19 protein-coding genes and 1 tRNA gene are annotated in these 25783 nt (G+C 62.9%); 15 read left to right on the top strand and 5 right to left on the bottom strand.

The window, feature by feature from the left end:
• Nucleotides 1–55: 55 nt before the first annotated feature.
• Both MGMSRV2_RS19850 and MGMSRV2_RS19845 read left to right on the top strand, forming a co-directional pair.
• A complete protein-coding gene (locus tag MGMSRV2_RS19850; protein ID WP_024082173.1) occupies nt 56–1477 on the top strand; it encodes a C1 family peptidase in 1422 nt (473 codons plus the stop codon).
• Nucleotides 1478–1530: 53 nt separating this feature from the next.
• Entirely contained in the window at nt 1531–3015 is a 1485-nt protein-coding gene (locus MGMSRV2_RS19845; protein WP_024082172.1) for a helicase HerA-like domain-containing protein, read from the top strand.
• A 3-nt stretch (nt 3016–3018) separates the two neighbouring features.
• Here the strand turns inward: MGMSRV2_RS19845 and MGMSRV2_RS19840 are convergent, their stop codons facing one another.
• Nucleotides 3019–3348: a hypothetical protein gene (locus MGMSRV2_RS19840; RefSeq protein ID WP_024082171.1), complete on the bottom strand. Its 330-nt coding sequence runs from the start codon at nt 3346–3348 to the stop codon at nt 3019–3021.
• 204 nt (nt 3349–3552) lie between these two features.
• Between MGMSRV2_RS19840 and MGMSRV2_RS19835 the strand changes: the two genes are divergently transcribed.
• Complete coding sequence (locus tag MGMSRV2_RS19835; RefSeq protein WP_024082170.1) at nt 3553–5256, top strand: hypothetical protein; 1704 nt, start codon at nt 3553–3555, stop codon at nt 5254–5256.
• 35 nt (nt 5257–5291) lie between these two features.
• Here MGMSRV2_RS19835 and MGMSRV2_RS19830 read toward each other — a convergent pair whose 3' ends face one another.
• Complete coding sequence (locus MGMSRV2_RS19830) at nt 5292–7325, bottom strand: elongation factor G (RefSeq protein ID WP_024082169.1); 2034 nt, start codon at nt 7323–7325, stop codon at nt 5292–5294.
• 207 nt (nt 7326–7532) lie between these two features.
• On the opposite strand from MGMSRV2_RS19830, the gene ettA reads away from it, so the two are divergent.
• Nucleotides 7533–9215, top strand: coding sequence for an energy-dependent translational throttle protein EttA (gene ettA / locus MGMSRV2_RS19825; protein ID WP_024082168.1), 1683 nt, complete (start codon nt 7533–7535; stop codon nt 9213–9215).
• Nucleotides 9216–9316: 101 nt separating this feature from the next.
• On the opposite strand, the gene MGMSRV2_RS19820 is transcribed toward ettA, so the two are convergent.
• Nucleotides 9317–11110, bottom strand: a complete 1794-nt coding sequence (locus MGMSRV2_RS19820) for a PHA/PHB synthase family protein (RefSeq protein WP_024082167.1) — start codon at nt 11108–11110, stop codon at nt 9317–9319.
• 264 nt (nt 11111–11374) lie between these two features.
• Here MGMSRV2_RS19820 and MGMSRV2_RS19815 point away from each other — a divergent pair, with 264 nt between their 5' ends.
• The 10 genes from MGMSRV2_RS19815 (at nt 11375) to MGMSRV2_RS19770 (ending at nt 21358) form a co-directional block, all read left to right on the top strand.
• Nucleotides 11375–12394, top strand: coding sequence for an OmpA family protein (locus MGMSRV2_RS19815; protein WP_041633829.1), 1020 nt, complete (start codon nt 11375–11377; stop codon nt 12392–12394).
• Between the two features lies 1 nt (nt 12395).
• Complete coding sequence (locus tag MGMSRV2_RS19810; protein WP_024082165.1) at nt 12396–12710, top strand: DUF2293 domain-containing protein; 315 nt, start codon at nt 12396–12398, stop codon at nt 12708–12710.
• A gap of 96 nt (nt 12711–12806) precedes the next feature.
• The gene (locus tag MGMSRV2_RS19805; RefSeq protein ID WP_024082164.1) at nt 12807–14495 is read left to right on the top strand and encodes a methyl-accepting chemotaxis protein; all 1689 of its coding nucleotides are present in this window, start codon (nt 12807–12809) and stop codon (nt 14493–14495) included.
• A 134-nt stretch (nt 14496–14629) separates the two neighbouring features.
• Nucleotides 14630–15859, top strand: a complete 1230-nt coding sequence (locus MGMSRV2_RS19800) for an LL-diaminopimelate aminotransferase (RefSeq protein ID WP_041633828.1) — start codon at nt 14630–14632, stop codon at nt 15857–15859.
• Between the two features lies 1 nt (nt 15860).
• A complete protein-coding gene (locus MGMSRV2_RS19795; RefSeq protein ID WP_024082162.1) occupies nt 15861–17153 on the top strand; it encodes a homoserine dehydrogenase in 1293 nt (430 codons plus the stop codon).
• A gap of 5 nt (nt 17154–17158) precedes the next feature.
• Entirely contained in the window at nt 17159–18151 is a 993-nt protein-coding gene (gene glpX, locus MGMSRV2_RS19790) for a class II fructose-bisphosphatase (protein WP_052589046.1), read from the top strand.
• Between the two features lie 4 nt (nt 18152–18155).
• Nucleotides 18156–19931, top strand: coding sequence for a single-stranded-DNA-specific exonuclease RecJ (gene recJ / locus MGMSRV2_RS19785; RefSeq protein ID WP_024082160.1), 1776 nt, complete (start codon nt 18156–18158; stop codon nt 19929–19931).
• A gap of 67 nt (nt 19932–19998) precedes the next feature.
• Nucleotides 19999–20074, top strand: a tRNA-Glu gene (locus MGMSRV2_RS19780).
• 492 nt (nt 20075–20566) lie between these two features.
• Nucleotides 20567–21013 carry an ATP-dependent nuclease gene (locus tag MGMSRV2_RS19775; RefSeq protein WP_024082159.1) on the top strand — a complete coding sequence of 149 codons (447 nt, stop codon included), beginning with the start codon at nt 20567–20569 and terminating at the stop codon, nt 21011–21013.
• A 15-nt stretch (nt 21014–21028) separates the two neighbouring features.
• Nucleotides 21029–21358, top strand: a complete 330-nt coding sequence (locus MGMSRV2_RS19770) for a hypothetical protein (protein WP_024078957.1) — start codon at nt 21029–21031, stop codon at nt 21356–21358.
• A gap of 275 nt (nt 21359–21633) precedes the next feature.
• Here MGMSRV2_RS19770 and MGMSRV2_RS19765 read toward each other — a convergent pair whose 3' ends face one another.
• Both MGMSRV2_RS19765 and MGMSRV2_RS19760 read right to left on the bottom strand, forming a co-directional pair.
• Nucleotides 21634–22917 carry a type II toxin-antitoxin system HipA family toxin gene (locus MGMSRV2_RS19765; RefSeq protein WP_024082158.1) on the bottom strand — a complete coding sequence of 428 codons (1284 nt, stop codon included), beginning with the start codon at nt 22915–22917 and terminating at the stop codon, nt 21634–21636.
• A complete protein-coding gene (locus MGMSRV2_RS19760) occupies nt 22914–23231 on the bottom strand; it encodes a helix-turn-helix domain-containing protein (protein WP_041634887.1) in 318 nt (105 codons plus the stop codon). The genes MGMSRV2_RS19765 and MGMSRV2_RS19760 overlap by 4 nt, the downstream gene beginning before the upstream one ends.
• 893 nt (nt 23232–24124) lie before the next feature.
• On the opposite strand from MGMSRV2_RS19760, the gene MGMSRV2_RS21755 reads away from it, so the two are divergent.
• Nucleotides 24125–25783: a DNA cytosine methyltransferase gene (locus MGMSRV2_RS21755; RefSeq protein ID WP_024082156.1), complete on the top strand. Its 1659-nt coding sequence runs from the start codon at nt 24125–24127 to the stop codon at nt 25781–25783.

Genomic DNA, 25783 nt, shown 5'->3' with positions numbered 1-25783 from the left:
CTGGTTTTCGTCCGCCAAAAAATCAGGCCCGGCCAGGGGCGGCGGTTATAAGTTCATGAAGCCCAAGCCCGGCGCCTCGCTTTATGTACCCTCGCGCGGTATCCAACGGGTCACCTTGCCGGCCAAGGTTGATTTGCGGCAGTTCATGACGCCGGTGGAAGACCAAGGCGACACCAACAGCTGCACCGCCAATGCCGCTGCCGGGGCCTATGAATATTGGATCAAGCGGGCCAGCGGCCACAATTACGACGCCAGTCGGTTGTTCATCTATTACAACGCCCGCTGGCGCTGTGACGAACAGGATGTGGACGAAGGCAGCGTCATCCAACACGCCATGGAGGGCCTGACCCGTTTCGGCGTCTGCACCGAAAGCAAATGGCCGTTCCGCAAACCGCTGGTGACGCGCAAGCCCGACGGCACCGCCTATCAGGAAGCCGCCAAATACAGCATCCGCGACACGGTCCAGGTGCCGGTCGAGTTGGAGGCCTGGAAAACCAGCCTGGCCGAAGGCTATCCCATTGTTTTCGGCTGTGCCTTGTTCGATTCCTTCGACGAATGCAGCGACAGGGGCGGCGTCGTCCCCATTCCCAAGGCCAGGGAAATCAGCCGGGGCGACCACAGCAACCACGCCATGTGCTGTGTCGGCTACTCCGACGTGGAACAGGTGTTCATCGTCCGCAATTCATGGGGGACGGAGTGGGGCGACCGGGGCTATTGCTACATGCCCTATTCCTATTTGATGAGCACGGAGTTCAACGACAGCGATTGCTGGACTTTCGTCCCCAAGGGCGACCCGTTGAGTTCTCGCGACACTTGGTCCGACGACCACGCCCCGGTGACCAATGGCGGCGCCGGTGTGGATTTCGTCATCCAGCAAGTCACCACCGAATTGCTGTCTCTCGTTGCCACCAACCTGTTCAAATTGGTCACCGTCGACGCCAAGGACGAGTTGCCTGACCAGTATAGTCAATATTCCGAGGTGGTCGTTGATGGCCGCTTTGACGAATTGGAAAACGTCGACATCGACGACGTCATCCTTGTTGATGACGAGTCCGATGACGACGAGGATGAAGACGACGAATCCGATGATGACGAGGATGAAGACGACGAATCCGACGATGACGAGGATGAAGACGACGAATCCGACGACGACGAGGATGAAGACGAAGAATCCGACGACGACGAGGATGAAGACGACGAATCCGACGACGACGAGGATGAAGACGACGAATCCGACGATGACGAGGATGAGGACGACGAATCCGACGATGATGAGGATGAGGACGACGAATCCGACGATGATGAGGATGAGGACGACGAATCCGACGATGATGAGGATGAGGACGACGAATCCGACGATGATGAGGATGAGGACGACGAATCCGACGATGATGAGGATGAGGACGACGAATCCGACGATGATGAGGATGAGGACGACGAATCCGACGATGACGAGGATGAGGATGAGGATGAGTAGTTTTTTGCTACCATCCACCTGTCGCTGATCACGCTTAATCTTGAGGGAATGTCATGGCGGAGAAAATTTTTATCGGTGGCGGCGAAAGCCCGCTGTGGCTCGACCTGTCCGTTGCCAACCGTCATGGCCTGATCGCCGGCGCCACCGGTACCGGCAAGACGGTATCGCTACGGGTGCTGGCCGAGGGATTTTCCGCCGCCGGGGTGCCGGTATTCATGGCCGACGTCAAGGGCGACCTGGGTGGTTTGGCCAAGCCGGGGGAAACGTCGCCACGCATCGCCGAACGGGCGGCAAAGCTCAAGCTTGACTGGCAGGGAGCCGGGCTGCCGGTGGTGTTCTGGGATCTGTTCGGTCGCCAGGGCCATCCGGTGCGGGCAACGGTTTCCGATATCGGCCCGATCCTGCTGGCGCGCATGCTGGGCCTGACCGATGTGCAGGAAGGCGTACTCAACGTCGCCTTCCGTTATGCCGACGATGAAGGCCTTTTGCTGCTTGATCTCAAGGATTTGCGCGCCCTGATCAGCTATGTGGGGGAAAACGCCAACCAATTGAACAGCCGTTACGGGGCGGTGGCCTCATCTTCGGTCGGCGCCATCCAGCGTGCCTTATTGGCGCTGGAAAACCAGGGCGCCGACAGCTTTTTCGGCGAACCGGCCCTGGATTTCGCCGATCTGATGATGGTCGCGCCCGATGGCCGTGGCGCAGTCAACGTGCTGGCCGCCGACGAACTGATGAAAAGCCCGGCCCTTTACGCCACCTTCTTGCTGTGGATGCTGTCGGAACTGTTTGAGAGCCTGCCGGAAGTGGGCGACGTGGCCAAGCCCAAGCTGGTGTTCTTTTTCGACGAAGCCCACCTGCTGTTCAACGACGCCCCCACCGCCCTGGTCACCCAGGTCGAGCAGGTGGTGCGCCTGATCCGTTCCAAGGGCGTGGGCGTCTATTTCGTCACCCAATCCCCCCTGGATATCCCGGAAACCGTCTTGGGTCAGCTTGGTCACCGCATCCAACACGCCTTGCGCGCCTTCACACCGCGCGACCAGAAGGCGGTGCGGGCGGCGGCGGAAACCTTCCGCCCCAATCCGCGCCTGGACACCGCCCAGGCCATTCAGGAATTGGGCAAGGGGGAAGCCTTGGTATCGCTGCTGGACGGCGACGGCATTCCCGGAATGGTGCAACGGGCATTGATCGCCCCGCCGGCCACTTCGCTCAGCGTCCTGGCGGACGACCAGCGCCGACAGGTCATGGAAGAAAGTCCGGTCAAGGGTGAATACGAAGCCGCCATCGACCGCGACTCGGCCTATGAACGCCTGACCGCCCGCGCCAGCCCAGTCCAGGACAGCGCCCCGACGCCGCAACACCGAGGCGCCTGGGGACGGGTGGAGGGCGCCCCGCCCCCCAGCCCGCGCCGCCGTCCCGCCACCGACACCATCGCCGAAGCGGCGGTGAAATCGGTGGCTCGCGGCTTGGCCAGCAGTCTGGGCTCGGCCCTGGGCCGCCAGATCGTGCGCGGCGTGTTGGGGGCCATCCTCAAACGCTGAAGGTCAGTGCCCCGGTCGCGCCGGCGGATGCGCCGGCGCCGGTGGACGGACGGCGGGACGGGCATGGGCCGGTTCGTCATCGTCGTCGTCATGGTCCTTCGCCCGCAGGACGAAGCCACGCAACGCCCAACTGGCGGCGTAACCGATGCCGATGCCGAACCACAGGCCCGAGAACAGGAAGATCAGGGCGCGGCGCAACGCTTCATCACCGTCGCCAAAGGCCCCCAGCGACCACAGCATGGGGGTCGAGAACATGATGGCCACCGCCACCACTACCCCCAAGCGAGTCCAGCCCCCCGGGCGCAGCCACGTAAATCGAATATTCCCGGACATGATGGCCCCCTTCACTCGACTCTGTGCCTAATTTTGCGACTTTCCAGGCACAAGAACAATCTACCTTTAGGTGAATGGCGTCCTGACCCAAGAAAAATAACGAATAATCCCCCAACTTTCCCGTGACAACGAACTTACCGCACAGGTATTCCTTAAGCATGGATACCGGTCGTCAGAATGGGATCGGGAAAAGGAGAGCGGGCGATGGCGTCTGAACGCGCCAACTTTGAAATCCAGGTCATGAAAGATGGCCGTTGGATTCAACAGTCACTGGTCGCCGAAGAGGCGGCTGCGGTTACCGCCGCCAAAAAGCTGCTGACCGACAAGAAATGTGAGGGCGCGCGCGTCCTGCGCAATTGGGCGCGCGGCGACGGCACCTTCGATGAAAAAGAGATTTTCAGCCAGACCCAGGCCGTGCGTGACGACGGCCCCGTGCATATCGTCAAGATCGACGAGGCGCCGCCAAAATGCGAAGCGCCCACCGATTATTACGGCGCGCAAAGCCGCGCGGTGACCAACCGCCTGTTCCGCAATTACATGGAAAAGGCTTACGTCACCCCCACCGAGCTGATGCACAATTACAAGGAACTGAAGCGCCTCCAGGACAAGGACACGCTGCTGCCGTCGGCGGTGGACCGGGTCGCCATGTTGCAGACCAAGGATGGCGAGGGCGATTCCAAAACCCGGCGCGAGGAAATCTTCAAGTCACTGGACGAGATGTCGGCCAAGGCGCGCCGCGCCGACGGCATGAAGCTGCCCAAGCTCAACGGCGCCTTCAAGGACATGTACGACCATGTCGCCGGCCTGGCCGCCGAACCGACCGAGGCCGACTTCCTCGCCATGGTGGTGCTGTCGCGCGATCTGGTCGATGTCCGCTCCTGGGCCGGCAAACTGGAACGGCTGTGCGCCCTGGCGGCGGCGGAGGGTGACACCCATTCGCTGGCCTTGTTGGACGGCGTCATCGCCGACGTGCTGGGCTCGAACGTGGTTCAGGAAATCCTGGGCTTCCAGCCCAGTCTGGCGGCGGCCATCTGCGCCATGCTGGACCTGGCCGAAGGCACCTTCGTTTCCGACAAAAGCGAGTTGGGTGAATCTGCGGCCTTGCTCAACGACCTGTTCAAGCAACAGAAGCTGCCGGAAAGCCGCAACATCCTGATCGACCGGGCGCACCGTCAGTTGCGCTCGCCCAATCCGCTTTATCGCAACGATCCGGGCAAGGAACGCGACGCCTTCATCCAGGTCGTCGGTCGCATGCTCGGCCCCGACGGGCCTTTGTTCGGCGCCGACACCGCCGAGGCCCTGACCACCCGCTATACCCGCATGCTGGACGAAGGCGGGGCCAAGGGCGTGACCATCGCCATCGCCAATTGCTTCAACGTCATGCCCGACATGGCCTATGGCATCATGTATCTGTGCGACTTGGCCGCCAGTCCCATCGGACCGGAACACAGCGCCGACATCATGGGGCATTTCCAGCGGGTCTTGAGTTGCGTCTCCATCCTGCGCCTGTGCCAGCGTGGGTTGACGCCGCGCGACAAGATGGGCCGCGCCACCGCCGCCCACCGGTCCATGCAGCGCTCACCCTTCCCCGCGGCCATGAAAGACAAGGTGTGCGCCCACATCGACGCCATCTTGGAACGCTACCTGATCGAAGAACAGATCATCGAGAAGCTGGATCACCATGACAGCCATCTGCGCGACCGCGCCGTCCGTCTGGTGCAGTTCTGCGCCGCCGGCGTGCTGCCGGAAGGCAAGGCCATGACCCGGGCGCGGGAACGCATTCTGACCTTGTTGCGCCAGCCCAATTTCGACGCCCATTTCGTTGACGGCATCGCCGACCCGGCCAAGGCACAAAAGGCCCTGCGCGATTTCCACGTACTGCTGGTGCGCGCCGGGTTCGGAAAATAAAGGCCGGGGATAGCGCCCCGGCCTTTTCCCTTATCTCACCCCTTTTTCGCCAGGGATTCCTTGCGCGCATCCACCACCTGGGTGGCGGCCCGCCCCGACAGTTCCTGCAAATGGTCGAAACGCCAGCCGAACGTGCCGACCCCCATGGTCAGGGACCGCAGTTCAACGATCAGGTCCCCCATTTCCGCCTGCGGCAGATAGGCTGACACCTGATCCCAGCCAGCCCAGCCTTCCTTGGCGTCGAAGCCCAGGATCTGGCCGCGCCGTCCGGTGATGATACGCTGGGCTTTCGAGGTGAAATCGGTGGGAACCGAGATTTCCACCGCCAGGATGGGTTCCAGCAGCACCGGGTCGCATTGCGGCATGCCTTCGGCCATGGCGATGCGCGCCGCCGTCTTGAAGGCCATGTCGGAACTGTCCACCGCGTGATAGCTGCCGTCGGTCAAGGTGACGGCGATGTCCACCACCGGGAAGCCAAGGGCGCCCTGCTTGAGGAAATCGACCACACCGTCTTCCACCGCCGGAATATACTGACGCGGTACCGCGCCGCCGACGATCTTGTCCTCGAAGACGAAACCGGCGCCGCGCGGCTGCGGGCGAATGTCCACGTGGACGTCGCCGAACTGGCCATGCCCACCCGATTGCTTCTTGTGGCGGCCATGGACGCTGACCGGCTTCTTGATGGTTTCCTTATAGGGCACCGTCGGCTTGTGGGTGACGACACCCAGGCCGAACCGGCTTTTCAGCCGTTCCAACGCCACCAGCAGGTGGATTTCGCCTTGGCCCCACAGCACGGTTTCGCCGAATTCGGCGTTCTGTTCCAGCCGATAGGACGGGTCTTCCTCGGCCAGTTTGGTCAGCGCCCCCGAAAGCTTGACGTCGTCGCCCTTTTTCTCGGCTTCCAGCGCCAGGGCGAACAGGGGCTCCAGCGGCTTGGGCCAAAGGGTGCCGCCCTGGTCGTCACCGCCCAGCACATCACCGGTCTGGGCATTGTCCAGACGACCGAAACCGACCACGTCGCCCAGGCCCGCCTTGGTCATCTTGGCGGCGGTGCCCACAGCGGGCAGATACAGCCCCGACACCTTGCCGCCGGCCAAGGCCTGGGCATCGGCGAACTCGCCGCGCAACACGCGAGCCCAGGACAGCTTGCCGGTATGGGCGGCATGGACGGTCTTGAACACCTGGGCGGTGGCGGCTCCGCCATTGGTGAAACCCAAACGGGCGGCGGTGGCGGTGGGGGCCGGCACGTCATGGCGCAACGCCTTCCACAGCCGGGTGATGCCACCATCGTTTTCGGCCGAGCCGAAGAACACCGGCACGATCAAATCATCGGCCAGATCGCGGGCCAGGTCGTCGTAAAGCTCTTGCTGCGGTGGGGTGATGTCTTCGAGCAATTCTTCCATCAGGTGGTCGTCGAAATCGGCCAGATGCTCCAGCATTTCCTGGCGGGCCAATTGTTCCTCCTCCTTGATGGCATCGGGAATCTTGATCAGGTCGGATTTCTGGCCGGGGCGGTACTTATAGGCCCGCTCGCTGACCAGATCGATGAAGCCGGTGACCTGCTCGCCCTCGCGGATGGGAACCTCGCGCAGCACCAGCGGGCGGTCGGACACGCCTTGCAGCGCCTCCAGCGTCTCACGCAGCCGGGTGCCGTTGCTGTCGATCTTGTTGATGAACAGGAGATGCGGCACACCGTGTTCATCCAGAAACTTCAACAGTGGCGCCACCATTACCGCGCGGGCGGGATCGGGTTCGCACACCACGATGGCGGCGTCCACCGCCATCAGCACATTATACGTGTCTTGCTGAAACTCCACCGAGCCGGGGCAGTCGATGAAGGTCCAGCGTTCGCCCAGATACTCGACCCCGGCCAGATTGGGCTCGACGCTCATCAGCCGGGCGCGGGCTTCCACGCTTGCATCACCGACGGTGTTGCCATCCTTGATGCGACCTTGACGGGGGATGGCTTCCGCGCGGAACAACAGCGCCTCCAGCAGGCTGGTCTTGCCGCTGGAAAACGGCCCCACCAGGGCGGCGGCACGCGGAAGCGAAACTGTCTTGCCAGTCATTGTCAGGCCCTCCCAAGCAATTTCTCTCTCTTATCGGCGAACATGGTCCTCCTTGCGCAAAAGGCTGGCAAGGGGCTTTGGCGGCAGCCCAGCCTTTCGCCCGGCGCGGGTCGGTCTCGTGCTTCGCGCGGGTCGTTCTTGACGGGCTGCCCCCAAGGCGTCTAAACCCCATGCAACCCAATTCGATTCGCGCGTGCCGGAGGTTCCATGGCCAGCTATCAATACGTCTTTGTGATGAAGAACCTGACCAAGGCCTATCCGGGCGGCAAGGAAATCATGAAGGGCTTGACCCTTTCCTTCCTGCCCGGGGCCAAGATCGGCGTGTTGGGCGTCAACGGCGCCGGCAAATCGACCTTGCTCAAGATCATGGCCGGCATCGACAAGGAATATGGCGGTGAGGCCTGGGCGGCCGAAGGCGTGAAGATCGGCTATCTGGCGCAGGAACCGCACCTGGACCCGGCCAAGAACGTGCTGGACAACGTCATGGAAGGCGTCGGCGAGACCAAGGCGCTGCTGGATCGCTTCAACGAGGTTTCGGCCAAGTTCGGCGAGGAAATGTCCGACGACGAGATGAACGACCTGATCGCCGAACAGGCCGAATTGCAGGAAAAGATCGACCATCTCGACGCCTGGGATCTGGAACGCAAGGTCGAAATCGCCATGGACGCCCTGCGCTGCCCGCCGCCGGATTGGTCGGTGGACAAGCTGTCGGGCGGTGAAAAGCGCCGCGTCGCCCTGTGCCGCCTGCTGCTGTCCCACCCCGACATGCTGCTCTTGGACGAACCGACCAACCACCTGGACGCCGAATCGGTGTCGTGGCTGGAACGTTTCCTGCGCGATTACAACGGCACCGTGGTGATGATCACCCACGATCGCTACTTCCTCGACAACGTCACCGGCTGGATCCTGGAACTGGAACGCGGCCACGGCATCCCCTACGAAGGCAATTACACCAACTGGCTGGAACAGAAGGAAAAGCGCCTGCAACAGGAAGAGCGCGAGGAAACCGCCCGCCAGCGTGCCATCCGCGACGAGTTGGAATGGGTGCGCGCCAGCCCCAAGGCGCGCCAGACCAAGTCCAAGGCCCGTATCAACGCCTTCGAGGATCTGGTCGCCAAGTCGCAGGAAAAGGCCACCGGCCCCGCCGTCATCTCCGTCCCGCCCGGTCCGCGCCTGGGCGGCAAGGTGATCGAGGCCGACAACGTCTCGAAAGCCTTCGGCGACAACCTGCTTTATGAAAACCTGTCGTTCCGCCTGCCGCCGGGCGGCATCGTCGGCATCATCGGCCCCAATGGCGCCGGCAAGACCACCCTGTTCCGCATGATCACCGGCCAGGAACAGCCGACCACCGGCACCTTCACCGTGGGTGAAACCGTGGTCCTGGGCTATGTCGACCAAAGCCGCGACAGCCTGGACCCGGACAAGACCGTGTTCCAGGAAATCAGCGACGGCCAGGAGGAAATCGACCTGGGGCGGCGTAAGATCAATTCCCGCGCCTATGCCGGCCTGTTCAACTTCAAGGGCGCCGACCAGCAGAAGAAGGTGGGCGTGCTGTCCGGCGGTGAACGCAACCGCGTCCATCTGGCCAAGATGCTGAGCCGCCCCGCCAACGTCATCTTGCTGGACGAACCGACCAACGACCTGGACGTGGAAACCCTGTCGGCGCTGGAAGACGCCCTGGCCGAGTTCCCCGGCTGCGCCGTGGTCATCAGCCACGATCGCTTCTTCTTGGATCGTATCGCCACCCATATCCTGGCTTTCGAGGGCGACAGCCAGGTGGTGTGGTTCGAGGGCAATTACCAGGATTACGAAGCCGACCGCAAACGCCGCCTGGGCGTCGACGCCGACCAGCCGCACCGCATCAAGTACAAGCCGATCATGCGGACCTAAACCAACCGGCAAAAGCAAAGGCCCCGGATTTCTCCGGGGCCTTTTTTATTTACCGGTGAAAAAGTCCGTCGTCTCACTCGGCGGACTTTCCCCCCTAAGGATTATACCGCCCGTTCCTTGACATAGGCGCCGGGACCGTCCTCGACGATGGCAAGCTTGCCGTCGCCGGGGGTTCGCGCCGGCACCGGCTTGGTGCCCTTGGTCGCCCAGGCGTGCCAATCCGGCCACCACGATCCTTCCATCTGGGTGGCGCCGTTCAGCCAGGTGTCGGGATTCTTGACCTTCTTGTTGTTGGTCCAATAGCAGTACTTGTTGGCCGCCGGCGGATTGACCACCCCGGCGATATGGCCCGAGGCCGCCAGCACGAACTTGACCGGACCACCGGAATTCTGGGTCAGGGCATAGGTGGACTTCCACGGCGCGATGTGATCCTCACGCGCCGACAGCATGTAGATGGGGGTCTTGATCTTGCCCAGATCGATGTCGACACCATCCAGTTGAATGCCGCCCGGCTGGGTCAGCAGGTTCTGCTGGTACATCTTGCGCAGATAGAAGCTGTGCATGGCCGCCGGCATACGGGTGGAATCGGAATTCCAGTACAGCAGGTCGAACGGGAACGGATCCTTGCCCAGCAGATAATTGTTGACCACGAACGACCAGATCAGGTCGTTGGCGCGCAGCATGTTGAAGGTCATGGCCATGTCGCGGCCATCCAGATAGCCATGCTCGCTCATCTTGGCTTCCAGGCTGACCAGTTGCTCTTCATCGATGAAGATGCCCAGTTCGCCCGGCTCCGAGAAATCGGTCATGGTGGTGAACAAGGTGGCGCTGGCAATGCCCGGCAAACCCTTGGCCGCCATATAGGCCAAGGTGCACACGGTCAGCGTGCCGCCCAGGCAATAGCCCACCGCGTTCACCTCTTTGTGGCCGGTGGCCTGCTCGATGGCCTTGATGGCGGCAAGCGGGCCTTCGTGCATGTAATCGCCGAAATCCTTGGCCGCCAGATGCTCATCCGGGTTGACCCAGGAGATGACGAACACCGTATGGCCCTGATCCACCGCCCATTTGATGAAGCTGTTCTTGGGTCGCAGGTCGAGGATGTAATACTTGTTGATCCACGGCGGCACGATCAAAAGCGGACGGTCGACCACGGTTTCGGTGGTCGGGTTGAACTGCAACAACTGCATCAGGTCGTTCTGATAGACCACCTTGCCGGGGGTGACGGCGATGTTCTCGCCCACCTTGAAGGCATCGTAATCGGTCATCTTGATGGACAGCTTGCCCTTGCCGCGCTCCAGGTCGGACAGCAGGTTGTTCAGGCCCTTGACCAGATTCTCACCGCCCGATTCGATGGTGGTGCGCAAGACCTCGGGGTTGGTGAGGACGAAATTGCTGGGCGCCATGGCGTCGACGAACTGGCGGGTATAGAAATCCACCTTCTGCGCCGTGTGCTCGTCCAGCCCCTCGACCCCGTGCACCAGCCCGTGCATATAGCGGGCCGACAGCAGATAGGATTGCTTGATGAAGTCGAAGACCTCGTTCTCCTCCCACATCTCGTCCTTGAAGCGACGGTCGGCGGGTTCGGGTTTGGCCACCGGCTCGGAATGTTCGCCCATCAGGCGCCGGGCGGTGTTCTGCCACAGGGACAGATAATCGTTCCACAGCGTCAGGTTGGCTTCCACCAGCTTGGCCGGGTCGCTCATCATCTTCGCCGTCATTTCCATGAAGGCGTTACCGATGTTAAGCGGGTCGAAGTTCTGCGGACCGGGCTCCGCCGCCTGACGGGCGACGAAATCGGCGACGATGCGCTGCGAGCGCTCGGCGATGTTGGCCATAGCCTGCGACAGTTCGGCGGGGTCGATCACCTTGACGTCAGCGCCCTTTTCCTCGGCCATATGAATTCCTCGTTACAGCGACTGAAAACAGCGTCCGCGCAACCGTGCGGCCACCCTTGGCGGGGGGATTTTGCCGTCATGGGCAGCAAGGCATGGATCACGCCTCATCACCCCCCATAGCCCTATATACTTTCCTTCGCTGCCCTGTTAAACGTGAACTTGCCGTAAAGAGTGGTAGCAAGCCATTTTTCCATGTCTTCAGGGGTGGGTGGTCAGACCATGACTGGTAATTTCGTGCGGAAAGACGCAGGTTTTCCGAACACTATGCGTGTGTGGGGCCGCAGCCTTCTGCTGCTCACCGCGCTGTCCGCATGCTCGACGGTTCCCGATGCCGTCAATCCGGTCGAATGGTACAAGGGCACCCGCGACTTCGTCACCGGCAAGGATGAGCCGGCGCCGGTGGCCAAGCCCAGCACCGCTGCCAAGGCGGACAACAAGCCGGTCCCCACCGCCGAGAACCGCAAGACCACCCCCAAGGGTCTGGTGGCCGACCGTGGCAATGCCCAATACGCCGAGCCGATCCGGCGCGAGGTCGCCCCCACCCGTCCGCTGGCACGACGCACCCAGACCGCAGAGCAAACCCAGGTCGCCGCCGCCAACACCCCGGCCTCGGCCATCCAGGCGGCACCCTTGACCGCTGCCGGACAAAATGCTGCTGGCCGCGCCAATAGCAGCCCCGATGCCCCGCCCGCAGCCATGAACATGACGCCGCCGCCGCCCGCCGACGTCCCGGAAACCGTGGCCATTCCGGGCCGGCCCAAGCGGTTGCAGCAGCAATACGAAATGCGTCTGGCCGAATCGGCCCAGCAAGTGGTGCGCCCCGGCATGGTCGAGATGCCCCATGCCAGCCACGTCGCTTATGGCGACGATGCCCCCATCCATCTGGTTCCGCCGGGTTCGGCCAAAAAGGCCACCAAAGCCAGCGTCGGCGGCGGCAAGGGCTTTGCCGCGCCGCTGCCCACCCATGAGCCGGCGGCATCATTCCAGGTGGCCTCGGTGCAGTTCGAATCCGGTGCTGCCCTGTCGCGCGCCGACAAGGCCGCCATCGGCGAGGTGGTCCGCCTGTACAAGCAGACCAAGGGCGTGGTCCGCGTCGTCGGTTTCGCCCCGTCTCCGCGCCAGGGTGGCTATCAGTTGATCGGCGGCCTGGATGCGTCGCAGGACCGTGCCGACGCGGTGGCCCGCGAACTGAACCGCCGCGGCATTCCCGCGTCCAAGATCATGGTTGCCGCCATGGCCGAATATGGCCAGGACGGCGCCCAAGTCTATCTTGACGTGATGTGATTTGAACCAACGCCGCGCCGCCATCGCCGAGGCCTTGGCGGTGCTGGCGCCGGCCATTCCCGCCTTTGACCGTGAAGCCGTGCTTGACCTGGCCGAGGATTCTCCCGGCCTGCGCAGCGGCTCGCCCCAGGCCGCCGCCTGGCTGGCCCTGACCAGCCACGTGCGCCATCGCTACAGCGAATACGACCAATTGCTGGCCGACGGCTATGACCGTGACGCCGCCCGCCATTTCTGCGCCGAAGCGATGGTGGTGACCTTGCGTGAGTGGGGGGCCGCTCCGACTTTGGTCGGACGCATCCTAGACCTAAGAGACTGATATACATAACAAATCAAAAGAAAACAGCGCAGACGCACGCTGATTGCAGGCGTATAATCCCCAAACTGAGGCGGTATCGTTTTGGGGGCGACAGCGATGACTTTCATCAACAATTTGCGTATCGGCGCCAAACTGGCGGTAGTTTTCGGCGCCATCCTGGTACTGCTGCTGGTATCCATGGGCTTCAGCCTGAAGGGCATCAACGAACTGGACAAGGCCGGCCACGACCTGTCCGACAATTGGCTGCCCAGCGTCGCCGCCATCGACGACCTGAAAGCCGATCTGCTGTCGTTGCGGCGGGTGGAATATCAACACATCCTGACCACCGACGATGCCGAAATGCGCAAGGTCGATACCGAAGTGGTCGAACTTGGGACGCAAATCGCCCATGCCCGCGCTGTTTACGAAAAGCTGATCTCGTCCGACGAGGAACGGCAAACCTTCAAGCGTCTGAGCGGACACATCGACGCCTATCTGAGCGTCAGCTCCAAGATGCTGGATCTGTCGCGGAAAAATGAAAACGAAGCGGCACAAAATGTCATGACCCAGGAAAGCCGCCCCAAATTCCGTGAAGCTCTCCACGAAGTGGAAAACCTGCTGGGCATCAACAAGCAGGGGGCCGAAGCCTCGAAGAAATCTCTTGAAGCCACCGGCGACAGCGTGCGCCTGGCCTTGATTGTGGTCGGCATCGTCATCGTCGCGCTGCTGGCCGTATCCGCCATGGTGTTGCGTTCGGCCATCGGCACCCCCATCGTCGCCATGACCGACGCCATGACCAAACTGGCCGCCGGCGACAAATCCGTCCTCATCCCGGCCCAAGGCCGGGGCGACGAAGTGGGCGACATGGCCGCCGCCGTCCAGATCTTCAAGGACAACATGATCCGGGCCGAACAGATGGCCGCCGAGCAAGAGGCGAGCCGGGCCGAGCAATTGCGCCGGGCCGAAACGGTAACCGGGCTGACCGGTCGATTCGATGCCCAGGTCGCCGCCGTGCTCAACATCGTTTCCGGCGCCGCCACCGAGATGGAGGCCACCGCCCAGTCCATGTCGGGCAACGCCCAGCAAACCAACCGCCAAGCCACCGTGGTCGCCGCCGCCACCGAGCAGGCCTCGGCCAGCGTGCAGACGGTGGCCACCGCCGCCGAGGAATTGTCCGCCTCCATCGCCGAGATCGGTCGTCAGGTGGAGCGCTCCAGCACCGCATCGCAAGCCGCCGCCGAAGACGCGGCGCAGACCAACAGCACGGTCAAGGCGCTGGCCGAGACCTCGGCCCGCATCGGCGAGGTAGTCGGGCTGATCACCAATATCGCCAGTCAGACCAATCTGCTGGCCTTGAACGCCACCATCGAGGCGGCCCGCGCCGGCGATGCCGGCAAGGGTTTCGCCGTGGTCGCCAACGAGGTGAAGTCGCTGGCCAACCAAACCGCCAAGGCGACCGAGGAAATCACCACCCAGATCACCTCGGTGCAATCGGCCACGGTACAGACGGTGCGCGCCATCGAAGGCATCGTCGGACGCATCACCGAGATCAACCAGATCGCCGGCGCCATCGCCGCAGCGGTCGAGGAACAATCCGCCGCCACCGCCGAGATCGCCCGCAATATCCAGCAGGCCGCCAGCGGCACCCAGGAGGTGTCGTCCAATATCGGCTCGGTCAGTCAGGCGGCGTCGGAAACCGGCATATCGGCGGAAGAGGTGCTGGCCGCCGCCCAATCGCTGAGCCGGGAATCGGTCGAGCTGAAATCCATCGTCGACCGTTTCCTCACCGACGTCAAAGCCGCCTGAGCGGGCCCATGCGCGGGCGGCAGCCCCACCGTCCGCGCATGCCCGATTTTGCCAAAAAGCTGTCGCATCTTGGCCCTGCCCGCGCTAGATATGGTCTCTTCCGTTCCGTCCCCAATGGGAAAGCGACTGGCGTCATGAGCACCGAGCAGGAATTCCATCGCATCAAGCGGCTGCCCCCCTATGTCTTCGCCGAAGTCAACGCCATGAAGGCGCGCGCCCGCGCCGCCGGCGACGACATCATCGATTTCGGCATGGGCAACCCCGATCAGCCGACGCCCCCCCACATCGTTGAAAAGCTGGTGGAAGCCGCCCGCAACCCGCGCGCCCACCGCTATTCCATGAGCCGCGGCATCCCCGGCCTGCGAAAAGCGCTGTGCGCCTATTACCAGCGCCGCTTCGACGTCGAGCTGGACCAGGAAAGCGAATGCATCGTCACCTTGGGCTCGAAGGAAGGCTTGGCCAATCTGGCCAACGCCATCACCAGCCCCGGCGACGTGGTTTTGGTGCCCAATCCCAGCTATCCCATCCACCCTTACGGCTTCATCATCGCCGGCGGCTCGTGCCGCTATGTGCCGGTGACCCCCGATGCCGAGTTCCTGCGCGCCCTTGACCGCGCCGTCCGTCACTCGGTGCCCAAGCCCATCGCCCTGGTGCTGAACTATCCCAGCAACCCCACCGCCCTGCTGGCCGATCTGGACTTTTATGGACAGGTGGTGGATTTCTGCCGTCATCACGGCATCTGGATCCTGTCGGATCTGGCCTATTCCGAGATTTATTTCGACGTGGCGCCGCCGCCGTCGATCCTGCAGGTGCCGGGGGCCAAGGATATCGCGGTGGAATTCACCTCCATGTCCAAGACCTACAACATGCCGGGCTGGCGCATCGGTTTCGCCGCCGGCAACAAAAAGCTGATCGGCGCCCTGGGCCGCATCAAATCCTACCTGGATTACGGTGCCTTCACCCCCATCCAGGTGGCCGCCACCGCCGCCCTGAACGGGCCGCAGGATTGCGTCGAGGACATCCGCCAGCTCTACAAAGGCCGCCGCGACGTCCTGATCGAAGGCTTGCACGCCGCCGGCTGGAACGTTCCCAGCCCGCCGGCCACCATGTTCGCCTGGGCCCCCATTCCGCCGGCCTTCGCCCATCTGGGATCCTTGGAATTTTCCAAGCTCTTGATGCGTGAAGCCCAGGTGGCGGTGGCGCCCGGCATCGGCTTCGGCGAATACGGCGACAATTTCGTCCGTATCGGGCTGGTGGAAAACATCCAGCGCACCCGTCAGGCGGTGCGCAACATCAAGTCCTTCCTGGGCAATTACGATAAGGTCCTGGAAGAATCGGAAAAGCAACGCGCGGTGGTTGGCTGATATGAAACCCTTGAAAATCGCTGTTGCCGGTCTGGGCACCGTGGGCGCCGGACTGGTCAAACTGTTGTCCGACAATGCGGGCATCATCGCCGCCCGTGCCGGTCGCCCCATCGTGGTCACCGCAATTTCCGCCCGCGACCGCAATCGTGATCGCGGCATCGTCATCGGGGCGGATGTTGCGTGGTACGATGACGCGGCCCAGATGGCCGCCAAGGCCGACGCCGACGTCATCGTCGAAGTCATCGGCGGGTCCGAGGGCATCGCCCGCCAAGTGGTGGAAACCGCCATCACCCGCGGCCTGCACGTGGTCACCGCCAACAAGGCGTTGCTGGCCCATCACGGCGTCGCCCTGGCCGGTGCCGCCGAGGCCAAGGGTGTGGCCCTCGGCTTCGAGGCCGCCGTTGCCGGCGGCATCCCCATCATCAAGGCGCTGAAGGAAGGTCTGGCCGGCAACAGCCTGTCGCGGGTCACCGGCATCTTGAACGGCACCTGCAATTATATCCTGACCACCATGCGCGAAACCGGGCGTGACTTCGCCGACGTGCTGGCCGAGGCCCAGGCCCTGGGCTATGCCGAGGCCGATCCCAGCTTCGATATCGACGGCGTCGATGCCGCCCACAAGCTGTCGATCCTGACCAGTCTGGCCTTCGCCACCCCGGTGGACTTCGCCTCCATGTACGTGGAAGGTATCCGCCACGTCTCGGCGGTGGATATCGATTTCGCCGACAAGCTGGGCTATCGCATCAAGCTGTTGGGCATCGCCCAAGCCACCGATCACGGCATCGAGCAGCGCGTCCATCCGTGCATGGTGCCGGTCACCACCCCCATCGCCACCGTCGACGGCGTCTTCAACGCCGTGGTCGCCGAGGGCGATTTCGTCGGCCGTTCCATCTATGAAGGCCGCGGTGCCGGCGCTGGCCCCACCGCCTCGGCCGTCGCCGCCGACATCATCGACATCGCGCGCGGCAATCGCTCGCCGGTCTTCGGCGTGCCGGTGGGCGCGCTGGCGGCCAAGGGCATCGCCGCCATGGAACGCCGTCAGGGCGCCTATTACATGCGCCTGATGGTGCTGGACCGCCCCGGCGTGTTGGCCGACGTCGCCCAGGCCTTGCGGGCCGAGGGCGTGTCGGTGGAGCAGATGATCCAGCCGGGCCGGGCACCGGGCGAAACCGTGCCCATGGTCATGACCCTGCATGATACGGTGGAAGCCGACATGAACCGCGCCGTCGCCCGCATCGCCGCGCTTGACGCGGTGGTCGAGCCGCCGCGCCTGATCCGCATCGAACATATGTGAGCGCCATGCCCAACCGCGTCTTCGTTCCGCCGCCGCATGCCTTGGACCGCAACTTGGCCCTGGAAGTGGTCCGCGTCACCGAGGCCAGCGCCTTGGCCGCCTCGCGCTGGATCGGTCGCGGCGATGAAAAAGCCGCCGATGAAGCCGCCACCGAGGCCATGCGCCAAGCGCTCAACAGCCTGTCCATGGATGGCCGCCTGGTCAACGGCAGCGGCGCCATCACGCTATCCAACGGCGACAAGGTCGGCACCGGCACCGGCCCCAAGGTGGATATCGTCCTCACGCCGATCGAAGGCGCGACCATCTGCGCCAAGGGCAGCCACAACGCCATCTCGGTGGTCGCCGCCACCCAAGAAGGGTCTTTTCTGCACGTTCCCGCCGATGCCTATATGGAAAAGCTGGCGGTGGGACCGGGCCTGCCCCAGGGCGTCATCGACCTGAGCGTGACCCCCGAGGACAATCTGCTCAACGTCGCCGCCGCCAAGGGCGTGGCGGTCGCCGACCTCACCGTCTGCATGCTGGACCGCCCGCGCCACGCCGATCTGCTGGGCCGCATCTACGAGGCCGGCGCCCGCGTGGTGCTGATCGACGACGGCGACGTCTCGGGCGCCATCGCCGTCGGCTTGCCCCAGACCGGCATCGACCTGTACATGGGATCGGGCGGCGCCGCCGAGGGCGTGCTGGCTGCCGCCGGACTGAAATGCCTGGGCGGGCAGATGCAATGCCGCCTGCTGCTGCGCAGCGACGACGACCGGGCCAAGGCGCGGGCTGCCGGCATTACCGACCCGCGCGCCCAATGGACCATCGACGACATGGTCAAGGGCGAGGTGATGTTCGCCGCCACCGGCATCACCGACGGCAACATCCTGGCCGGCATTCGCCTGCGCTCGGGCGGGGCGACCAGCCATTCCCTGGTCATGCGCTCGGCCACCGGCACGCTGCGGACCATCACGTCCCAGCACGATTTCACCCGCCACGCCCAATTGCATCAGGATTAAGGCCATGCATGCCGACGCTGCCTTCCTGGGGGTCGAGCGTTCGCTGACCGGGCGGCGCTGGCAATCCAGCGGCGGCGACGAACGCTTGGCCGCCACCTTGTCGCAACGCCTGGCCCTGCCGGAAATCATCGGCCGGGTGCTGGCGGCACGCGGCATCGGCCTGGACGAGGCGGAAACCTTCCTCTCCCCCACCCTGCGTGCCCTGCTGCCCGATCCCAGCCACCTGAAGGACATGGACAAGGCCGCCGCCCGTATCGCCAGCGCGGTGATGACGGGGGAACCCATCGGCATCTTCGGTGATTACGACGTCGACGGCGCCACCTCGTCGGCGCTGCTCAACACCTTTCTGACCGCCATCGGCGCCACCGCCCTGGTGCATATCCCCGACCGCATGAGCGAAGGCTATGGCCCCAACCTGCCGGCATTGCTGAAACTGGCGGCGCAAGGGGCCAAAGTGGTGGTGACGGTGGATTGCGGCACCACCGCCTTCGACCCGCTGGAGGGCGCCGCCGAGGCCGGCATCGACGTCATCGTCGTCGACCATCATGAAGCCGAACCACACCTGCCCCGGGCCTTCGCCATCATCAACCCCAAACGCCTGGACGACGACAGTCCGCACGGCCATCTGGCCGCCGTCGGCGTCACCTTCCTGGTGGTGGTGGCGGTCAACCGGGTACTGAAGGAAGCGGGCTGGTACGGTCCTGCCCGTCCCGCCCCTGACCTGCTGCAATGGCTGGACGTGGTCGCCCTGGGCACGGTGTGCGACGTGGTGCCGCTGTGGGGCGTCAACCGCGCCCTGGTCACCCAGGGGCTGAAGGTGATGGCCAAGCGCGCCAATGTGGGGCTGGCAGCATTGTCCGACGTGGCCGGCATCAAGGAACGTCCGGATTCCTATCACCTGGGTTATGTGCTGGGGCCTCGCGTCAATGCCGGTGGGCGGGTCGGCCAGTCGGCGCTGGGCTCGCGCCTGTTGTCCACCCACGACCCGCTTCTGGCCGCCGACATCGCCCGCCAATTGGACGGCTACAACAAGGAACGCCAGGAAATCGAAGCCGCCGTGCTGCTGGAAGCCATCGAACAGGTGGAAGGGCGCGACGACGACGGCCTGCCCCTGGTGGTGGCGGCGGGCGAGAATTGGCACCCCGGCGTCATCGGCATCGTCGCCGGTCGGCTGAAGGAACGCTATGGCCGACCAGCCTGCGTCATCGCCTTGGACGGCGACGAGGGCAAGGGCTCGGGCCGCTCGGTCACCGGCCTTGACCTGGGCTGCGCCATCATCGCCGCCCGCCAGCAGGGCCTGTTGAAGGCTGGCGGCGGTCATGCCATGGCCGCCGGCTTTACGGTGATGCGCGACCGCTTGGGCGACTTCCGCGCTTTCCTGGCCGATCGCCTGCAAGCCCAGTTGACGGGCGAGCTGGTGCCGGTGCTGGACCTGGACGGTGCCATCGACGCGGCGGGGGCCACGGTGGATTTGGTGGAAACCCTGAAACAGCTTGGCCCCTTCGGCGCCGGCAACCCGGAACCCCGCTTCGCCGTCACCGGCGCCCGCGTGGTCAAGGCCGACGTGGTCGGCAGCGGCCATATCCGCATCATCGCGCAAAGCGCCGGCGGCCAACGGCTGAAGGCCATCGCCTTCCGCGCCGCCGACAGCGAAATGGGCCTGACCCTGCTGGGCGGCCAGGGTCGCACCTTCCACCTGGCCGGCACGTTGCGGGTGGATAGCTGGCAGGGCAACAACTCGGTGCAGTTGATCATCGATGACGCCGCCGCCGCTCGATGATTTTTTTGAAAAAAGCCGCTTGACCAAGTGGGCTTACCCCGCTAAAAGGTCGCCCTCACCTCGCGACGTCCCCATCGTCTAGAGGCCTAGGACACCGCCCTTTCACGGCGGCGACGCGGGTTCGAATCCCGCTGGGGACGCCATTCTCTTAAAGAAAACCGGCTCTATAGGACCGACGCGGCTTTGGGTATCCCAAGGTTCTGCGCGGTGTTCGCATGTCTGCCTGCTGACTCGGGCCAGCCCTAAATGGGGCAAATTCTCTCTCTGATACGGTTTATTCTCCAGACCTGTTGACACACCGATTTGTATCAACAGGTCGGTAAGTCGTTGTATTTGCCGCGATGCAAGTAAAAAGTCATAGCGTGTAGTTCGGGTGGACTGATGGGGGGGGGGAAGGTGTCTGGTAGCGGACGACGTTCGCCGCCTCAACAGCATTGCGCTGTACCGGCGGCATGGGTGCGCAGTCACGCGGAATGTCTGATCTGGGTCGTCATCGGACCGGCAGTTTTCGGCAAAGGACGGCGGGGACGGGCTACCCCACACCAAGAGGCCCCGCTGGACGATTATGGCGGTTGAGGCCAAGATGCAACACCACCAATCGAAGGTGGCGCCGCTCTTTTAGTCCGCGGGGACCCATGGCAGCTGTTCGTCACACTCACATCCGGAATTTCAGGGGCATCTCTGAGCTCGCTTGGAGCCCGGCGCGGGGGCTGAATTGCCTCATCGGTCCGGGCGATTCTGGCAAGTCGACCATTCTCGACGCAATCGACCTGTGCCTGATGCCGCGCCGATTTGCCGCCGTGAGTGAAGCTGACTTTCACAAGCTTGACCTGACGAAACCCATCCTGATCGACGTCACTGTCGGGGCGTTGGACGACGACCTCCTCGACCTCGATGCCTACGTGGGCTACCTGCGTGGCTGGAGTGCCGAGGGGAAGCTCGAGGACGAGCCTGGTCGGGGCCTCGAGCCCGTCCTGACCATCCGCCTGGAGGTGGGTGATGATCTGGTACCCCGCTGGCGCCTGATGGGCAGCGCCCTGCGATCCGCCGCCGCCGTGCTGATCCGCGAATGGGGCTTCTGAATTGAGGAGATCGTCATGAGAAAACTGCCCTTGGCCCTGGTCATCCTGACCCTGCTGTCACCGCTGAACGCCATTTCCGCGGACAAGCCCGAAGCGAATCCGGATGCGGTCTATGCATCCAACCGCGCCGTCGATCTGGAGGTGATGCGCCTGCGCCTGGGAACCAATCCATCCCCAGGTGCGACGGCCACACTGATTGAGGCCGAGGACCTGCTGCGCCGCTTCAAGCAAGCCCCTGCCAAGGACAAACCCGCTTTGCGGTCACAGATCGACGCAGCCGTGGCCCGGATGGAAATGGACGCGGCCACCATGAAGCAGAGGGATGGAAAGCTGCCGGGGGATTGACAGCAGCAGTACCGTCAATCGGGAAGCCCCTTTGATCCGTTCATAGCGCCAATCCCAGATTCACCCTCCTTCCTCTACGACACGAGGCTGGTACAATCCATTTTGGTCCAAACTGGAAGATAACTACGGATTATCGATCCGGGCGCAGAAGGCGCCACACGGGGCTTGCCGCCATAGACCCTACGCTGCCGCGCCTGGATCAGCGCCAGGGTGATTGATCCGCTGGTGAATGAAAATGCCGATACCAGGATCTCCTGGCGGGCCAGCTCACGCTATCACGGTGCTGGCCGAACACTGCCGACAGTCAGCGCCAGCCGCAGTTCGTCGTGATCAAATGCCGTCTCCATACGCTCGATCTCCGACGGCTTGACGTGCATGGAGGCCGCCACCGTTTTCCACTGCGCTGTCGCGGCGGCAACTTCCCGGATGATGGCATCGGCGTCGGTCTGGGCCAAACCGAAATACCCGGCACTCTCCCGCGCCAGCTCAATCGAGCAGGTGCCTTCGTCCAGGCTGATATTGGTCGACAGGATGTGCGCCTTCACGTCGGCTGGAACCGGATTCAGGTCGTAGGCCGGTGACAGCCGCCAGCCATTCTCGCCCGCCCACAAAAAACCGTGATTACGCAGATGGTCATCGACATTCGACACCAGGATGTTGAACACCATCCGCCGGAACAGTTCGGCGGCATCGGCGTCAGTGTCGGAGCCATAGGTCCGCAGGGCTTCCACCAACTCGGGATAGCTTCCACGCTCGCCATCGACAGCATTCATCATGGACATCGCCGATAGGAACGGAATGCGCCGCCCCGCGTCATCCCGGTCAAAACGCCGGGACAGTATGACAGCCTTCCCGGCAACCTGCTCCAGGCGATGGCCAGCTGTGCGGATGCGCGCCATATCGGCCAGCCGCAAGGCCACTTCTTCCCAAGTCTCAATGCTATAATCGTCATCGTCCTTGGGGAATTTGGCAATGGCGAGATGCCCGTCCTTGTCGGCAACCGACGCCTTGGGACGGGCGCCGCCCAACGACGACCCCGGCGCGAACAGAAGCAGCAGGTCGTCGTCCGTCTCTTCGTCACGCAATACCCGCTCTGTAACCAACAGCAGGCGCGGCAACTCAATAAACGGCGGGACACCGCAACCACGCCGAAGCGGGGACTGGAACACGTCCTGGCCGCCTCGGCGGAAGCGCATAGCTCCCAAGCGGGCGATGTCAGCCACGCCCAGCAGGTAATCGGCTTCGGTCAGGGTCCTGACGGCGCGGCCTTCCTTCTTGGCGTTACGCCGCTCCATCCGTTGCATCAGTCGTCGCCCCCAGGTATCCGGCGCCGAATCCCCGATGGACGCGAACATCTCCCGGCCTTTGTCGAGTGCGAACACACCTTCACCGACCATCATGGCGGGCTCCAGCGAGAAATGGCCGTCGACCTTTTCCCAGCCATCGTCATAGGTGAAGGTCGCGCTGTTCCGTCCGCTGCGGACCATCACCCGCAACGTCCCCACCAGATGGGTCACCCCGCCCAGGTCGGCATGGACTTCGATCTCGTTGTCGCTCATGGTTTGACAGCCTTTTTTGTCCGAATCCGCTTGGGCAGCTGCTCGCTCTCCATATCCGCCCCGACCGGATCATCGGCCACCAGATCGCCCAGCGGACCACTCAACCCCAAGGCCTGCATCACGGATGCGTAGATGCCAAATGACACGGCGGGATCACCCTGTTCGACCCGGGCCAGCGTCCCCCGCGAGATGAAGGCCCTGGACGCCACAACCTCCATGGGCAGCCGCCGACGCAGGCGAGCCTTGCGCAAGCCATCGCCGATCTTGCGGATCGCCCGTTTCGCAGCCAGGGTCGGAGTGTGCGGCGTTGCCATGATCTTTAATGCCATCTTGAGAGTGCGTTATAGCGTATAACGTACACTCAAGCTTTCATTAAGACAAATATCCTTGCGACTTACCCGTCCCACCGGACCGCGCCGCTTATTTGGCCGCCCGATCACTCGTCGTCAGGCATGCCAGCCAACTCCGATCCCATCGAGCGCGGCGGCGATCGCCCGCATCCGCATGGCAACGCGACGGTCGGTACCGCTGGAACTGACCGTCCTTCTGCATTTTCCCCATGTATACGTCATTGCACGAACGAGCATTCGACCGCACTCTGCTCGCTACTGAGAGGTGGTTACGTGTGAGTAGCCTTTCCTACGCCATTCTCTTAAACAAAACTGGCTCTACAGGACCGACGCGGCTTTGGGTATCCCAAGCTTCTGCGCGGTGTTCGCATGTCTGTCCGCTGACACGCTCCCGCCCAAAATGGGCCGAATTCTCTCTCTGCTGCCGTTTGTTCTCCAGACCTGTTGACACGCCGCTTTGTATCAACAGGTCGGTAAGTCGTTGTATTTGTAGCGATGCAAGAAAAATAGTTGCGGCGTGTAGCTTGGGCGGATCGATGGGGGATGGATGGAGTCTGGAGACGGAATACCATTAGCCCCTTTCATTCACGGTTCCGGCGGACGCTGGCTTGGTCTTTGATCCTCCAGGTCTTGTTTGCTGCGTTGCCAACACTCCAGTATTAGCGGCGCCCGTCAAAAATCCCATCCGAACCAGATCCCTACATCATCACCTCGCGGCTCATGAATAGATAGGGTTAGCGCGAAGTGCTTTTCGCTCGGCAGTGGATCAGGCATATTATGCAACCGACAGGCAACGCTTCCGTTGTCCATAATGCGTGCTATAAATCGGGAATGTTAGGGGCTGGACTTGCATCTGAATGGCTAACTTCTCCGTTAGGGCGCGTGCTGTTGATATGCTGGGGCGTCAGCAAATCGCCGGCATTCCCACCGCCTTCCACGAACTGTTCAAGAATGCGCACGACGCCTATGCGCGCCGCGTTGAGGTCGACTATTTTAGGGCCGATCGAGAACTGATGCTGCGCGACAATGGCGATGGCATGAGCTTGGTGGATTTCGAAGGGAAATGGCTGACTCTTGGAACCGAAAGCAAAGTTGATGCAAATCGCAAGGATGATGCCGCGCAGAAGGAAGGCCCTCGTGGGCTGAAACTGCGCAAAATCTTGGGTGAAAAGGGGATCGGCCGACTCGCCATCGCAGCCATTGGGCCAGTCGTTCTCGTGATGACGAGGTGTGATCCGGACGTCGTCAAGGAAGATAAGCTTACAGTCGCTCTCGTGCATTGGGGCCTGTTCGAAACCCCTGGAGTTGAGCTGTCCGCGATTGACATTCCAATAATTTCGCTTCCCGGTGGCACCCTCCCTGGGGCCGAAGAAGTTAAAAGCCTTATCGATAGCGTGGAGGCCTGCATCGATCTGCTGTTGCCGCGCCAATTGAGGCAGGGGATGGCCCTCAAGGTAGAAGATGCCGAGCGTCTGAAACGGCGCGAGGCTTCGACCCGTGAGCGGAAGCGCAAATTCTCCAGCGATCTTAATCGTGTGCTCGATCTCATTGAGCGTGGTGAGCCCGCGGAGAAGGCTCACGGATTGAAAGGCGAGTTATTTGAAAGATTGAGCAACCTTGATAGCGCCGACGATGAGGATGCGGCCTCCCGTCTGTTGGAGATTGAGCGTGAGTTTGTCAGTCGCCTAGAGGCCATTGAGGGACAAAGTACGCTGACGCGACCGCGTGGCCTCGCCCCATCGCCGCCGGTGGAGGCCGCATGGAAGGCCTACGAACAGGCTGCAGGGAACATCCGTGCAACCGTGTTTGAGCCGGTTCGCGCGGCTATTACACATGCTATCAGCGACTATAAAGTCGAGCGGGGCCTGGGCGTCGAACGGCAAAAACGCGCCATGGACGCTCTGGAGCGTGAGAAAAGTGAGTCTCTAAGCGAAGTCAGGCGGCTCCGAAGAGAGGCCGAGCAAGCGCTGACATTAGTGCAGGCCGCTTTGCGTGTCCCTGCGCGCATGCGAGATTTTACCCGGTCGGCGCGTGGAGCAAAGCGCGTGACAGTGCGCGATGTTCTAGGCGACTTGCGCCCGCTATCCTCCGGCGAACGTGACCCCGCAGACGCCCTTCATGTCAGCCGGACGCATCACGAGATAACGTTGAAGCGCCTTGCTGTCATCCCGCAGAACGGGGGCGGTAGGGACAGCTTACCCCCCGAGTTACAGCTGGCATGCCATAAGAACCGCGATGCTGGTGATTTTTGCGATGTCTACGGTCGGATGCGCTGGGACGATGTCGCTCCGACATTAACCACGGGCTGCACGGATGTAACCCGGGGCCGATACGCCCACCCGCGCGACAACCGAGCCATTACATTGCGTGAAGCGGCCCGCCTGCAAACTTTTCCGGACCAATACCGATTTGCAGGAAATCGCTCGCAGATCGCAGAACAGATTGGAAATGCAGTTCCCTTCGAGATGATCCGCAGGCTTATCGGCGGTCTGAGGCAAACGTTTCCCTGTCCATGA

This window comes from Magnetospirillum gryphiswaldense MSR-1 v2 (assembly GCF_000513295.1).
GTDB classification, from domain to species: Bacteria; Pseudomonadota; Alphaproteobacteria; order Rhodospirillales; family Magnetospirillaceae; genus Magnetospirillum; species Magnetospirillum gryphiswaldense.
The sequence above is the reverse complement of the archived record's forward strand: the minus strand, read 5'-3'. Positions and strand labels throughout refer to the sequence as shown.

Bases quoted from the DNA above. Each gene is read 5' to 3' on its own strand.
- MGMSRV2_RS19840 (WP_024082171.1), bottom strand. From the start codon at position 3,348: ATGTCCGGGAATATTCGATTTACGTGGCTGCGCCCGGGGGGCTGGACT.
- MGMSRV2_RS19770 (WP_024078957.1), top strand. From the start codon at position 21,029: ATGAGAAAACTGCCCTTGGCCCTGGTCATCCTGACCCTGCTGTCACCG.
- MGMSRV2_RS19775 (WP_024082159.1), top strand. From the start codon at position 20,567: ATGGCAGCTGTTCGTCACACTCACATCCGGAATTTCAGGGGCATCTCT.
- MGMSRV2_RS19795 (WP_024082162.1), top strand. From the start codon at position 15,861: ATGAAACCCTTGAAAATCGCTGTTGCCGGTCTGGGCACCGTGGGCGCC.
- recJ (WP_024082160.1), top strand. From the start codon at position 18,156: ATGCATGCCGACGCTGCCTTCCTGGGGGTCGAGCGTTCGCTGACCGGG.
- MGMSRV2_RS19820 (WP_024082167.1), bottom strand. From the start codon at position 11,110: ATGGCCGAGGAAAAGGGCGCTGACGTCAAGGTGATCGACCCCGCCGAA.
- MGMSRV2_RS19845 (WP_024082172.1), top strand. From the start codon at position 1,531: ATGGCGGAGAAAATTTTTATCGGTGGCGGCGAAAGCCCGCTGTGGCTC.
- MGMSRV2_RS19760 (WP_041634887.1), bottom strand. From the start codon at position 23,231: ATGGCAACGCCGCACACTCCGACCCTGGCTGCGAAACGGGCGATCCGC.
- MGMSRV2_RS19835 (WP_024082170.1), top strand. From the start codon at position 3,553: ATGGCGTCTGAACGCGCCAACTTTGAAATCCAGGTCATGAAAGATGGC.
- MGMSRV2_RS19830 (WP_024082169.1), bottom strand. From the start codon at position 7,325: ATGACTGGCAAGACAGTTTCGCTTCCGCGTGCCGCCGCCCTGGTGGGG.
- MGMSRV2_RS21755 (WP_024082156.1), top strand. From the start codon at position 24,125: ATGGCTAACTTCTCCGTTAGGGCGCGTGCTGTTGATATGCTGGGGCGT.
- ettA (WP_024082168.1), top strand. From the start codon at position 7,533: ATGGCCAGCTATCAATACGTCTTTGTGATGAAGAACCTGACCAAGGCC.
- MGMSRV2_RS19850 (WP_024082173.1), top strand. From the start codon at position 56: ATGAAGCCCAAGCCCGGCGCCTCGCTTTATGTACCCTCGCGCGGTATC.
- MGMSRV2_RS19800 (WP_041633828.1), top strand. From the start codon at position 14,630: ATGAGCACCGAGCAGGAATTCCATCGCATCAAGCGGCTGCCCCCCTAT.
- MGMSRV2_RS19815 (WP_041633829.1), top strand. From the start codon at position 11,375: ATGCGTGTGTGGGGCCGCAGCCTTCTGCTGCTCACCGCGCTGTCCGCA.
- MGMSRV2_RS19805 (WP_024082164.1), top strand. From the start codon at position 12,807: ATGACTTTCATCAACAATTTGCGTATCGGCGCCAAACTGGCGGTAGTT.
- MGMSRV2_RS19765 (WP_024082158.1), bottom strand. From the start codon at position 22,917: ATGAGCGACAACGAGATCGAAGTCCATGCCGACCTGGGCGGGGTGACC.
- glpX (WP_052589046.1), top strand. From the start codon at position 17,159: ATGCCCAACCGCGTCTTCGTTCCGCCGCCGCATGCCTTGGACCGCAAC.